The sequence below is a fragment of the Streptomyces sp. NPDC017202 genome, assembly GCF_044331705.1.
In the GTDB taxonomy this organism is placed as follows: Bacteria; Actinomycetota; Actinomycetes; order Streptomycetales; family Streptomycetaceae; genus Streptomyces.
On the sequence record NZ_JBIRNP010000006.1, the window covers coordinates 178,881 to 191,393 of the forward strand.

12 protein-coding genes are annotated in these 12,513 nt (G+C 71.4%); 1 reads left to right on the top strand and 11 read right to left on the bottom strand.

Going from position 1 to position 12,513, the window contains the following annotated elements:
* Positions 1–137: 137 nt before the first annotated feature.
* The 11 genes from ACH4N1_RS14990 to ACH4N1_RS15040 form a co-directional block, all read right to left on the bottom strand.
* Positions 138–1,655 carry an NADH-quinone oxidoreductase subunit N gene (locus ACH4N1_RS14990; RefSeq protein WP_398097315.1) on the bottom strand — a complete coding sequence of 506 codons (1,518 nt, stop codon included), beginning with the start codon at positions 1,653–1,655 and terminating at the stop codon, positions 138–140.
* Positions 1,652–3,226, bottom strand: a complete 1,575-nt coding sequence (locus ACH4N1_RS14995; RefSeq protein ID WP_398097316.1) for a NuoM family protein — start codon at positions 3,224–3,226, stop codon at positions 1,652–1,654. Before ACH4N1_RS14995 ends, ACH4N1_RS14990 begins: the two co-directional genes overlap by 4 nt.
* 6 nt (positions 3,227–3,232) lie before the next feature.
* Positions 3,233–5,227, bottom strand: coding sequence for an NADH-quinone oxidoreductase subunit L (locus tag ACH4N1_RS15000; RefSeq protein WP_398097317.1), 1,995 nt, complete (start codon positions 5,225–5,227; stop codon positions 3,233–3,235).
* A complete protein-coding gene (nuoK, locus tag ACH4N1_RS15005; protein WP_398097319.1) occupies positions 5,224–5,616 on the bottom strand; it encodes an NADH-quinone oxidoreductase subunit NuoK in 393 nt (130 codons plus the stop codon). Before nuoK ends, ACH4N1_RS15000 begins: the two co-directional genes overlap by 4 nt.
* Positions 5,616–6,254, bottom strand: coding sequence for an NADH-quinone oxidoreductase subunit J (locus tag ACH4N1_RS15010; protein ID WP_398097321.1), 639 nt, complete (start codon positions 6,252–6,254; stop codon positions 5,616–5,618). Before ACH4N1_RS15010 ends, nuoK begins: the two co-directional genes overlap by 1 nt.
* Positions 6,251–6,823: a 4Fe-4S binding protein gene (locus ACH4N1_RS15015; RefSeq protein WP_398097533.1), complete on the bottom strand. Its 573-nt coding sequence runs from the start codon at positions 6,821–6,823 to the stop codon at positions 6,251–6,253. Before ACH4N1_RS15015 ends, ACH4N1_RS15010 begins: the two co-directional genes overlap by 4 nt.
* Before the next feature lie 110 nt (positions 6,824–6,933).
* Positions 6,934–7,902: an NADH-quinone oxidoreductase subunit H gene (locus ACH4N1_RS15020; RefSeq protein ID WP_398097322.1), complete on the bottom strand. Its 969-nt coding sequence runs from the start codon at positions 7,900–7,902 to the stop codon at positions 6,934–6,936.
* Complete coding sequence (locus ACH4N1_RS15025; protein ID WP_398097323.1) at positions 7,899–9,473, bottom strand: NADH-quinone oxidoreductase subunit C; 1,575 nt, start codon at positions 9,471–9,473, stop codon at positions 7,899–7,901. The genes ACH4N1_RS15020 and ACH4N1_RS15025 overlap by 4 nt, the downstream gene beginning before the upstream one ends.
* Positions 9,470–10,195, bottom strand: a complete 726-nt coding sequence (locus ACH4N1_RS15030) for an NADH-quinone oxidoreductase subunit B (RefSeq protein ID WP_398097325.1) — start codon at positions 10,193–10,195, stop codon at positions 9,470–9,472. The genes ACH4N1_RS15025 and ACH4N1_RS15030 overlap by 4 nt, the downstream gene beginning before the upstream one ends.
* Positions 10,186–10,581, bottom strand: coding sequence for an NADH-quinone oxidoreductase subunit A (locus tag ACH4N1_RS15035; protein WP_382779888.1), 396 nt, complete (start codon positions 10,579–10,581; stop codon positions 10,186–10,188). The genes ACH4N1_RS15030 and ACH4N1_RS15035 overlap by 10 nt, the downstream gene beginning before the upstream one ends.
* Positions 10,582–10,704: 123 nt before the next feature.
* Entirely contained in the window at positions 10,705–11,952 is a 1,248-nt protein-coding gene (locus tag ACH4N1_RS15040; protein WP_398097327.1) for an RNA-guided endonuclease InsQ/TnpB family protein, read from the bottom strand.
* 27 nt (positions 11,953–11,979) lie between these two features.
* Here ACH4N1_RS15040 and tnpA point away from each other — a divergent pair, with 27 nt between their 5' ends.
* Positions 11,980–12,441, top strand: coding sequence for an IS200/IS605 family transposase (gene tnpA / locus ACH4N1_RS15045; protein WP_398097534.1), 462 nt, complete (start codon positions 11,980–11,982; stop codon positions 12,439–12,441).
* The last annotated feature ends 72 nt before the right edge of the window (positions 12,442–12,513 follow it).

A 12,513-nucleotide genomic window follows, 5' to 3' on the forward strand; every position in this document is an offset into this window, starting at 1 on the left:
TCTTGCCTTCTGATCTGCGGTTCCGCTGGTGTCGTGGTGCCACGTCCAGTGGAACCTCCCGTTTTGGACAACGCCAGACGAGGGCCCCGGGTTCCCTCGTGCTCCCGGCGGCGGGCGTGGGCCGTCCGGGTGACGCCTCAGAAGAGGGCGGTGTCGGCGAAACGCAGGACCAGTTGCGGGGCGCCGGAGAGGGCGATGCCGAGGACCGCGGTGAGGGCGATCGCGGCGGTGAGGGGCGCGGGCACGGGGTGCTTGCCGGTTTCGCCCTCGGGGGCGCGGAAGAGGAGCGCCGTCCACCGGAGGTAGTAGTACAGGGCGATCACGACGTTGGCCGCCATGACGACGGCGAGCCAGCCGAGGCCGGCGTCGACGGCGGCCGAGAAGACGGTGACCTTGGCGAAGAGTCCGATGATGCCGGGCGGCAGTCCGGCGAGGCAGAGCAGGAAGAAGGCCAGCACGAGCGCGGAGAGCGGGTTCCTCGCGTACAGGCCCTGGTAGTCCGTGACGCGGTTCGCGGCGTGCGTACGGCCGACCAGGGCCGCGACGGCGAAGGCGCCCAGGTTCACGGCGGCGTACATGAGGGCGTAGGCGACGGTGGAGCCGACGGCGTGCTCGGGGTCGTCGGAGTACGCGGCGGCGGCGATCGGGACGAGGAGGTAGCCGGCCTGGCCGACGGAGGACCAGGCGAGCAGACGTACGGCGCTGTACGCGCGCGTGGCCTGCTGGCGGAGGGCGCCGACGTTGCCGACGGTCATGGTGAGGGCGGCCAGTGCCGCCAGCGCGGGGCCCCAGACGTCGGCGTACGACGGGAAGGCGACGACCGTGACGAGGATGAGGCCGGAGAAACCCACGGCCTTGCCGACGACCGACAGGTAGGCGGCGATGGGGAGGGGAGCGCCGACGTAGGTGTCGGGGACCCAGAAGTGGAAGGGGACGGCGGCCGTCTTGAAGGCGAAGCCGATGAGGGTGAGGACGACGCCGGTCTGGGCGAGGGTGTGCAGTTGCCCGTCGACGTCCTGGAGGCGGTCGGCGACCTGGGTGAGGTGGAGGGTGCCGGTCGTGGCGTAGACGAAGCTGATGCCCAGGAGGCTGACGGCGGTCGCGGTGACGGACGACAGGAAGAACTTCAGGGCCGCCTCGGAGGAGCGCCGGTCGCCGTGCCGGATGCCGACGAGGGCGAAGGCGGGCAGGGAGGCGACCTCGAGGGCGACGACGAGGGTGGCGAGGTCGCGGGAGGCGGGCAGGAGGGCCGCGCCCGCGGCGGAGGACAGGAGCAGGAACCAGAACTCGCCCTCGGGGAGCCGTCCGCGCTCGTCCTTCAGGGCGGTGACCGACAGGAGGGCGGCCAGCAGCGCCCCGCCCAGCACCAGGAACTGGATGGCGAGGGTGAAGTGGTCGGCCGTGTAGCTGCACACGCGTGTGTCGGCGGTCAGGCAGAAGGTGGAGCGGTCGCCGTCCAGGAGTGGCAGCAGGAGGGCCGTGGCGGCGGCCAGGCCCGCGACGGAGAGCCAGCCCAGGAGCGGCTTGCGGCGGTCGGGCACGAACAGGTCGGCGACGAGGACGACGAGTCCGACGACCGCCGTGAGGGTGGGTGGGGCGATGGCGAGCCAGTCGACGGACTGGACGAGCGAGGGGGCGGCGGCGAGGTGGCTCATCGGTTGCCTCCTGCGAGGAGCTGCTGCACGGCCGGGTCGGTCAGGCCGAGGAGTGCCTTGGGCCAGAGGCCGGCGACGACGGTGAGGACGACGAGCGGTGTCCAGGCCGCGAACTCGTAGGTGCGGACGTCGGTGAGGCGCGGGGCGTCCTGCGGGACGGCCCCCATGCAGACGCGGCGGACCACGGCGAGGAGGTAGGCCGCGGTCAGGAGCGTCCCGAAGGCGGCGATCGCGGTGAAGGTGAGGAAGGCGGGACGGCTGAGGTCGTCGGCGGGGTCGAAGGCGCCGAACAGGGCCAGCATCTCGCCCCAGAACCCGGCGAGGCCGGGCAGGCCGAGCGAGGCGACCGCGGCGAAGGCGAGGAGGCCGCCGAGGCGGGGGGCCTTGCCGTAGAGCGCGGCCCCGGTCTCCTGCGCGAGGGTGTCCAGGTCGGTGGTGCCGGTGCGGTCCTTCAGGGCGCCGACCAGGAAGAACAGCAGGCCGGTGATGAGGCCGTGGGCGATGTTGGCGAAGAGGGCGCCGTTGACGCCGGTCGGGGTCGTGGAGGCGATGCCGAGCAGGACGAAGCCCATGTGGCCGACGGAGGAGTAGGCGATCAGGCGCTTGAGGTCTCCCTTGGCGCCCTCTTTGGCGAGGGCGAGGCAGGCCAGGGAGCCGTAGATGATGCCGACGACGGCGAGGGCGGCGAGGTAGGGCGCGAAGGTGTGGAAACCGTCGGGCGCGACCGGGAGGACGATCCGGACGAACCCGTACGTGCCCATCTTCAGCAGGACGCCGGCGAGCAGGACCGAGCCGACGGTCGGGGCTGCGGTGTGGGCGTCCGGCAGCCAGCTGTGCAGGGGCCACATCGGGGTCTTCACCGCGAGCCCGACACCGATCGCCAGAACAGCGGTGACCTGCACGGATGCGGTCAGGGACCGGCCGTTGTCAGTGGCGAGTGCCACCATGTCGAAGGTGCCCGCCTGGAGTCCGATCAGGAGCAGGCCGAGCAGCATGACCACGGATCCGAGCAGCGTGTACAGGATGAACTTCCAGGCCGCCCGGGTCCGGCCCGCGCCGCCCCAGCGGGCGATGAGGAAGTACATCGGGATCAGGACCGTCTCGAAGGCGAGGAAGAACAGCAGCAGGTCGAGGACGGCGAAGGTGGCGAGGGTGCCGGCCTCGAGGACGAGCAGGAGCGCGACGAAGGCCTTCGGGCTCGGGCCCGCGGGCAGGTTGAAGTACGAGTAGAGCGCGCACAGGAAGGTCAGCAGCGCGGTCAGGACCAGGAGGGGGAGGGAGATGCCGTCGATGCCGAGGTGGATGCGCACGTCGAGTGCGGGGATCCAGCTGATGTCGGTCGTGGCCTGCATCTTCGACGGCTGGTCGTGGTCGAAGCCGAGCGCGAGGACGATCGCGGCGACGAGGATCACGCCGGTCACGGTGACGCCGTGCCGCAGGACGGCCTGCTCGGGCGACTTCCCCTTCAGCCCGGGCGGGGCGGGCAGGAGGGCGGTGACCGCGCCGAGGAGCGGGCCGGCCACGATCAATGCCAGAAGGAACTGCATCAGGGACTCACTGATATCGATCACGCCTGCTCACGCTCCCGCGGCGACGAGGACGGCGGCGACCACCAGGACGACGGTGCCGGCGAGCAGCGCGCTCACATAGGTCTGGACGTTGCCGGTCTGGGCGCGCCGTACGGCGGCGCCGAGCCAGCGGGGCAGGGTGCCCGCGCCGCGTACGTAGGTGTCGACGACCTCGCGGTCGAGGAACCGGACGAGGCTCGCCGCGGCCTGCACCGGGCGGACGAACGCGGTGGTGTAAACGGCATCCAGGTGGAAGCCGGTGGCCGCATGGCGGTGCAGGGGGCCGAGCAGGAACCGTCCGGGGTCCGCCGGATCGGGTGCGGAGGCCACGTCTCCGTAGGCGGGTGCGTGGGTCGCGATGGCCTCGGCCTCGACGAGTCCGGCGTCGCCCTCGGGGTGGGCGGCGACGGCGCCGAGCGGGAAGCGGGCCGCGAGTGCGGTGGTGTGCCGCCATGCGCTGTAGACGGCCAGGCCGCCGACGAGGGCCAGGCCGGTGCCGAGGACGGAGGTGGTGAGGGTCGGGGCGAGGTCACGGCCGTCGAACCAGTCGGGCAGCGAGCGGTAGGCGAACCCGCCGAGGGCGAGGGACGGGATGGCCAGGACCCACAGCACCACGGTCATCGTCAGCGGCTGGCGGCCGTGGTCGGGGACCTCGGGGCCGTGGCCGCGGAAGGCCAGCAGCCACAGCCGGGTCGCGTAGGCGGCGGTGAGGACGGCGGTGAGCAGGCCGGCGACGAGGACGATCCAGCCGGCCGCGGCGGGGGCGTGCTCGGTGTGGCCGGTGGAGACGTGCTCGGCGGCGCCGAGGACGGTCTCCTTGGAGAAGAAGCCGCTGAAGGGCGGGATCGCGGCGAGCGCGAGGAGGGCCACGGTCATCGTCCAGAAGGCGTCCGGGACGCGGTCGCGCAGTCCGGTCGTGCGGGACATGGCGGCCAGCGAGTTGGTGCCGGCGGCGTGGATGATCACGCCGGCCGCGAGGAACAGCAGGGCCTTGAAGGCGCCGTGGGAGAGGAGGTGGAAGACGGCGGCTCCGCGGTCGCCGACGGCGAGGGCGCCGGTCATGTAGCCGAGTTGGCCGATCGTCGAGTAGGCGAGGACCCGCTTGATGTCGTCCTGGGCGAGCGCGGCGAGACCCGAGCCGGCCATGGTGACGGCGGCCATGACGGCGAGGACGACCATCGCGGCCCGGGAGGCCTCGAACACCGGGAGGAGACGGGCGACGAAGTAGACACCGGCGGCGACCATGGTCGCGGCGTGGATGAGCGCGGAGACGGGTGTCGGGCCGGCCATCGCGTCCGGGAGCCAGGTGTGCAGCGGGAACTGCGCCGACTTGCCGGCCACACCGGCCAGGAGCAGCAGGGCGATGGGCGTCGGGTGGTCGAGTCCGCCGTGGACGACCGTGGCGAGGACCTCGGTGATCCGGAAGGAGCCGGCGTCGGTGGCGAGGGCGAGCAGACCGATGAGGAAGGGGACGTCGCCGAGCTTGGTGACGAGGAAGGCCTTGATGGAGGCGGCGCGGGCCTCCGGGGTCTCCCAGTAGTGGCCGACCAGGAAGTAGGAGCAGATGCCCATCACTTCCCAGCCGACCAGCAGCACGATCAGGTCGCCCGAGTAGACGACGAGGAACATCGCGGAGGTGAAGAGGGAGACGAGGGCGGCGTACGAGGGGTAGCGCGGGTCGTCGCGCAGGTAGCCCGTCGAGTAGATCTGCACGCAGGTGGCGACAAGGCCGACCAGGGTGGCGACGAGGGCGGCGAAGCCGTCGATGTGCAGGGCGAGTTCGATCGGGACGGAACCGGTGGGCGTCAGCTCGGTGACGGCGTCGACGGCCGCGTCCCCGCCCTGGCGTACCGCGACGGTCACGGCCAGTACGAGGGAGGCGAGGGTCGGCAGGACGGCGAGCGGGCGCACGAAGCCGGGGGCGGTGCGGCCGAGGAGCAGGCCGGTGACGGCACCGAGGAACGGCAGGAGGGGGACGAGGACGGCGAGGGTGGTCGTGGTCACGCGGTGGCCTCAGCCTTCTCGGCCGTGGGGCCGGTGCCGTCGGCGGGCTCATCGCTCTCGGCGCTCTCGTGGCCCTCGGCGGTGTCGCGCAGCTTGTCGATGTCCGCGGTGCCGCGGTTGCGGTGGACGGCGAGGACGATCGCCAGGCCGATGCCGATCTCGGCGGCGGCGATGGCGATGGTGAACAGGGTCAGGGCCTGACCGGAGTGCAGGGTCTCCTCGGCGGTCCGGCTGAGCCAGACGTCGAAGGCGACGAGGTTCAGGTTGACGGCGTTGAGCATCAGCTCGACCGACATCAGGACCAGGATCGCGTTGCGGCGGGCGAGGACGCCGTACAGGCCGGTGCAGAAGAGGAGGGCGGAGAGGACGGCGGGATAGGCGAGGTGCATCAGCGGGCGCCTTCCTGCTCGGCCGGATTTTTCCGGGCATCCGGGACGGACGGGGAACTCTTGCCAGTGGCTCGGGAGTTCAGAGGAGGAGAGCTCGACTCCGCCTTCGCCTTGCGGGACAGGACGATCGCGCCGACCAGGGCCGCGAGGAGCAGGACGGAGAGAGCCTCGAAGGGGAGGACCCAGTTCTGGAAGAGGCTCGCGCCGGTGGCCTCGGTGGAGCCGGCGGCCGGGCCGTCGAGGTCGATCCAGGTGGCGCGGAAGGCGTCGACGACGACCCAGACGAGGGCGGCCGCGGCGGCGACGGCGACCGTGAGGGCGGCCCAGCGGTTGCCGGAGTCCGCGTCCGGGGAGCGGCCGATGGGCGCTCTGGTGAGCATCAGACCGAAGAGGAGGAGGACGACGACGGAACCCACGTAGATCAGTACCTGCACCCAGGCGATGAACTCCGCGGTGAGCAGGAGGTACTCGACGGCGAGGCCGCCGAGGGACACCACCAGCCAGAGGGCGGCGTGCACCAGCTGTTTGGTGGTGACGGTGACGAGGGCGGCGCCGAAGGTCACCAGGCCGACGAGGACGAAGGTGATCTCCACACCGGTCGGGGAGAGGAAGCCGTGAGGTGCCTGAGCGAGGGTCACGCCTCGCCTCCCTGAGGGTTGTCCGGTCCGGGCGGAGCGGCCCGGCCCGCCCGGGTGTCCTGCGTCGCCGGTGTGGTCCGCGTCTCCGTCTCCGGGGTGGTCGGAGCGGCAGCCAGCTTCTCGGCCGTCTTGCGGGCGGCGGCGATCTCCTTCGGTTCCTCCGCGCCGGGGTCGAGGGCGGGCGGGGCCGGCACGGTCCACATCCACTCGCGGAGCTTGTCCCGTTCGTGGGTGAGTTCACGGATGTCGGTCTCGGCGTACTCGAACTCCGGGGACCAGAACAGCGCGTCGAAAGGACAGACCTCGATGCAGATGCCGCAGTACATGCACAGGGCGAAGTCGATGGCGAAGCGGTCGAGGACGTTGCGGCTGCGTTCGCGGCCGCCGGGGGTCGCCGCCGGGACCATCTCCTTGTGGGAGTCGATGTAGATGCACCAGTCCGGGCACTCGCGGGCGCACAGCATGCAGACCGTGCAGTTCTCCTCGAACAGGCCGATCACACCGCGGGTGCGGGGCGGGAGGTCGGGCTGGGCGTCCGGGTACTGCTCGGTGACGGTCTTCCGCGTCATCGTGCGGAGGGTGACGGCCAGGCCCTTGGCGAGGCCGGAGCCGGGAATCGACCGGCGGGGGCGCACGGAGGGCGTCGTCGCGGGGCGGTGGTCGGGTGACGGGCGGGACATCAGGAGATCACCACCTTGACGACGCCGGTGAGGGCGATCTGGGCGAGGGAGAGGGGGACGAGGAGGGTCCAGGACAGCTTCTGGAGCTGGTCCTCGCGCAAGCGGGGATAGGTGACGCGCAGCCAGATCACGACGAAGGCGAGGACGGCGGACTTCAGCAGGGTCCAGACCCAGCCGAGGCCGTCGGCGCCCCAGGGGCCGTGCCAGCCGCCCAGGAAGAGGACGGTGGTCAGACCGCACAGGACGACGATTCCGGCGTACTCGGCGAGGAGGAACAGGGCGAAGCGGAGGCCGGTGTACTCGGTGTAGGCGCCGAAGATGATCTCCGAGTCGGCGACGGGCATGTCGAACGGGGGGCGCTGGAGTTCGGCGAGGCCGGCGACGAAGAAGACGATCGCGCCGACGATCTGCCAGGGCAGCCACCACCACTCGAAGGCGTCGACGATTCCGGGGAGGGAGACCGTGCCGGCCGCCATGGCGACGGAGGCTGCGGTGAGCAGCATCGGAAGTTCGTAGGCGAGGAGCTGTGCGGCGGTGCGCAGGCCGCCGAGGAGGGAGAACTTGTTGGCGCTGGCCCAGCCGGCCATGAGCGAGCCGAGGACGCCGACGCCCATGACGGCCAGGACGAAGAAGACGCCGGCGTCGACGACCTCGCCGACGGCGCCCTCGCCGGGGCCGACGGGGATGGCGAGGAGGACCAGGAGGTACGGGAGCAGGGCCACGGCGGGGGCCAGCTGGAAGATACGGCGGTCCGCGCCCGCGGGGACGATGTCCTCCTTCTGCGCGAACTTCACACCGTCCGCGATGAGCTGGGCCCAGCCGTGGAAGCCACCGGCGTACATGGGGCCGAGGCGGCCCTGCATGTGGGCCATCACCTTGTGCTCGGTCTGACCGACGATCAGGGGGAAGGTGAGGAAGACGACGAAGACGATCAGGAGTCGCAGGGCGACGTCGAGAGCGTCGTTCACTGCGGGCCTCCCTGGGGGTTCGCGGGGGTGTCGTTGTCGGGGGTGTCGTTGTCGGGCTGGTCGTTCCCGGGAGCTGGAGCGGGCGCGGCGTCCGGGTGATCCGGGTGATCCGTGTCGGGCTCGGGGTGTCTCGGGTCCCGTTGCGGATCGTCGAACGCCGGGCGGGCGTGGTGCCAGGGGGCATCGGCGCTGCGGGAGGCCCGCGCGCGGCGGGACGCCCCGCTGCCGGTGGCCGACCGACGGCCGGCGGGGTCCTCGGAGGCGGCCGGCGGGGCGGACGACGCCGCGTCGTGGGGGACCGCCGGGGGTCGGGACGCCGAGGAGTCCGGAGCGGCAGGGTCGGTGGCTGTCCGGTCCGGAGGCGTCACGCCGGGGGCCGGTGCCTCCGGAGCCGTTCCCTCCGAGGCCGTTGCCTCCGGAGTCGGTGCCTCCTGGGCCGTTGTCTCCTGGGCCGGGGACTCGTCGCCCGGAGACGTCTCCCCTGGAGACGCGTCCTCTGCCCGCTGGGAGGCCGACCCCTCGCTCGCGCTTCGGGAACGGCGGGGGCCGGCTCCGGAGGCGCTCCGGGGAGCGGTCGGAGCCGAGGCGCCCTCGGTTCCGGCCGCCGACGGGGTTCGCGGCCGGGCGGTGGGCTGGGGCGGGGTCCGGTCGGACGACTGGCTCACCGAGCCCTCGGCGGCCGTCCGCACTCGTCGTGCGGGGCGTGCGGGCGCAGTGGGCTGGGTGGGCGGCGCCTCCGCGGCCGGCCGGCCTGCCGCTCGGCTCGCCGCTTCGCCCGCCACTCGGCCCGTTCCCGGGCTCACTTCCCGAGTCGGTTCCCGGGTCGCTTCCTGCTCCGCCGTCTGCCCCACCGTCTGCTCCGCCGTCCGGCTGGTCGTCTGGCTGGCCGAGCCCTCGGACGCCGTTCGTGCGCGCCGGGCCGGGCGGTCGCCTGCCGGGCGGGCCGGGCGGTCGCCGGGGGCTGTGCGGGATGCTCGGACGGGGCGGGCCGGGGCAGCGGGGAGCTGGCCCTTCAAGGGGCCCCATTCGTTGGGGTCGGGAACTCCCGGGGGGAGCATCTGGCGGCGCTTGGGGCCGCCGTGCTCGGACTCGCCGGGTTCCTTCGCGCCGGGCCAGGCCTTGGCGACGCGGGCGGCGAGGACGAAGTCCTTGCGGAGCGGGTGGCCCTCGAAATTCTCGGGGAGGAGGAGGTGGTCCAGGGCCGGATGGTCGTCGAAGACGACGCCGAACATCTCGTGGGTCTCGCGCTCGTGCCAGGCCGCGCCCGCGTAGACGTCCACGGCGGAGGCGAGCGTCGGGGCCTCGTGCGGGACCGTCGTGCGCAGCAGCAGCCGGCGGACCGGCGCCAGGGCGACGACGTGGGCCGAGACGCGGAAGCCGGTGCCCGGTTCGTCGACCGCGCTGAGCCAGTCGAAGTAGGTGCAGGACAGCCGGTCGCGGGCCGTGAGCAGTGCCGCGGTCCAGGACCGCGGCGGTACGTCGACCGTCAGGACCTCGTACGACTCCTCGGCGGTGGCCTCCGGGCCGAAGAGGTCCTCGGCGGGGGCAGGGAGCCAGCCGACGGTGGTCATCGGACGTCCCCCTGCGCGTCTCCGTGCCCCTCCGCGTCTCCGTGCCCCTCCGCGTCTCCGTGCCCCTCCGCGGCTCGGGCCGCGGCCGGCGGCCGGACGAGCCCGCTCTGGAGGGCCGCCGTCGAGGGGCGGTCGGCGCCGGTGGCGTAGCGCTCCCCCAGCGACTCGCGGGCGATCTTCTCCTGGAGCTTGAGGATTCCCTGGAGCAGCGCCTCGGGGCGCGGCGGGCAGCCGGGGACGTACACGTCGACGGGGATGATCTGGTCGACGCCCTTGGTGACGGAGTACGAGTCCCAGTACGGGCCGCCGCAGTTGCTGCACGCGCCGAAGGAGATGACGTACTTCGGCTCGGGCATCTGCTCGTAGAGGCGTTTGACGGCCGGGGCCATCTTGTCCGTGACCGTGCCGGAGACGACCATCAGGTCGGCCTGGCGCGGGCCCGGCGCGAAGGGGATGACGCCCAGGCGGATGAAGTCGTGGCGGGCCATGGAGGCGGCGATGAACTCGATCGCGCAGCAGGCGAGGCCGAAGTTGAAGACCCAGAGCGAGTAGCGGCGGCCCCAGTTCAGGACGACCTTCATCGGCTCCGGGGCGAGGCGGGCGAGGGCACCGAGCTTTCCCCGCTCCCGGCTCTGCTCGGTCGGGGGGATCCTCACCGGCTCGGGGAGCAGTACCGGCTCGGGAGTCGCCACCGGCTCGGGGGTGGGCGGGTTCACGTCCATGTCAGGACGCCCTTCTTGTAGGCGTACAGCAGGCCCACGGCCAGGAAGCCGAGGAAGACGAACATCTCCACGAGCGTGGCCGCGCCGTAGCCGGGGGCGGCGAAGACCGTCGCCCAGGGGAACAGGAAGATCGAGTCGACGGCGAAGATGACGTAGAGGAAGGCGTAGACGTAGTAGCGGACCTGGGTGTGGGCCCAGCCCTCGCCGACGGGGTCGACGCCGCACTCGTACGTCAGGAGTTTCTCGGGGGTGGGCACCACGGGGCGCAGCAGGCGGCCCGCGCCGAACGCGACCGCGACGAAGAGCACGCCGATGACGGCGAGGAGTCCGACGACCGCGTAGGAGTCGAAGTAGTCCGACGCCACGACGACCGTGGGTTCCCTCAGCGCTGCTTGCGACGACTGCGGCACGGTCCGTCCCTCGCTCCCCGACCCGACCTCGGCCTGTTCGACGATCTGTACGCACGGGAGTCTAGGGCCTGATAAAGACACGTTGACGTGCTCCCTGGGCTAAAGTCCAGGGATTCCGGTCCGGGTCGTCTGACCCTTGCGGGGGCTTCCTGCTTCACCGCGCTGGGCCGGGATTTTCGTCCTGGTCTTACCGGCGCTCCACGAGGCGTTTAGCGTCTCCGCCCGCCCGGCGGCGACGATACGGCATCCTTCGAAGAGGACGTTGCGGGCTGCGTTGTGGTCGCGGTCGTGCACGGTGCCACATTCGCCGCACGTCCACTGCCGGACGTGCAGGGGCTTGGGGCCGTCCCGGAATCCGCAGGCCGAGCAGACCTGGGAGGAGGGGAAGGCGCGGTCCGCCTTGGCGAAGGTACGGCCGTGCCTGACCGCCTTGTATTCCAGCATCCTTACGAACGCGGACCATCCCGCGTCGTGTACGGACTTGGCGAGCCGGGTACGGCCGAGGCCGGACACCGCGAGGTCTTCCACGTACACCGCTTGGTTGTCGCGAATGATCTGTGTGGATGCCTTGTGGTGGAAGTCCCGGCGCCGGTCCGCCACACGGGCGTGCTGGCGTGCGACCCTGATGCGGGCCTTGGCCCGGTTCTCCGACCCCTTGACCTTGCGGGACAGCTCCCGCTGAAGGCGTTTGAGCTTTTTCTCCGCCCGGCGCAGGAAACGCGGGCTGTCGATCTTCCGCCCGTCCGAGAGGACCGCGAAGGCGGACAGGCCGAGGTCGACACCGGCTTCGGTCGCCGCCTCGGGAAGGACGTCCGGTTCGGTGTCGACGACGAAGCTGAGGAAGTACCGGCCGCAGCTGTCCTTGGTGACGGTCAGGGACGTGGGTGCGACCGGAAGGCGACGGGACCACCTCACCTTGAGATCGCCGACCTTGGCCACGTACACCGTGCCGTCGCCCTGGAGGGAAAAGGCGTTGGTGTTAAGGCGGATCGACTGCCGGGTGTCCTTCTTCGACTTGTAGCGGGGCGGCCCGACCTTGCGGACCTGCCGCTTGCCCTTGAGGCTGTCGAAGAAGTTCTTGTAGGCGGTGTCCAGGTCCCGCAGGGACTGCTGCAGGACGACCGCCGACACGTCGGCGAGCCAGGCGCGCTCGGCGGTGCGCTTGGCCTGGGTGATGCGAAGCCGGGACAGCTCCGCCGACGTCACGTACGGCAGCCCTGCCGCGTGTGCTTCCTTGCGGTCGCGCAGACAGTCGTTCCACACCACGCGGGCACACCCGAACGCCTGCGCCAGCGCACGGCGCTGAGCGGCGTCCGGATAGGCCCGGTAGTTGTAGCGGAGCTGCACACCCGCGCTCCTACTACGATTGGTCTCATCGATGATCGAAACGATTACAGGCTTGGCAGGCATGTGTTTTCGGCGATGCACGTGCATTTGGTCTTCGTCACGAAGTACCGGCACGGGGTGTTCACCGACGAGATGCTGACACGCTGCGAAGAGATCATGCGCAAGGTGTGCGAGGACTTCGAAGCGGAGCTGAAGGAGTTCAACGGCGAACGCGATCACGTCCACCTCCTGATCAACTACCCGCCCAAGGTCGCCGTCTCCAAGCTGGTCAACAGCCTCAAGGGCGTCTCCGCCCGCCGGATACGGCGGGAGTTCACCGGCCACATCCACCCCGCCGTCACGCACGGGCACCTGTGGTCACCCTCCTACTTCTCCGCATCGTGCGGCGGGGCACCGTTGACGATCATCCGCCAGTACATCGAGCAGCAGAAACGTCCGCTCCAAGACACACGTCAGAGCAGCCTTGAGACGCATTCATCCCCGGCGTGAACGCCGGGGCTTTCTGCAAGGAACCCGGTAAGCAGGCCGTCACGGCCGGGGCGAGGGGGGGTGGGGTTTTCC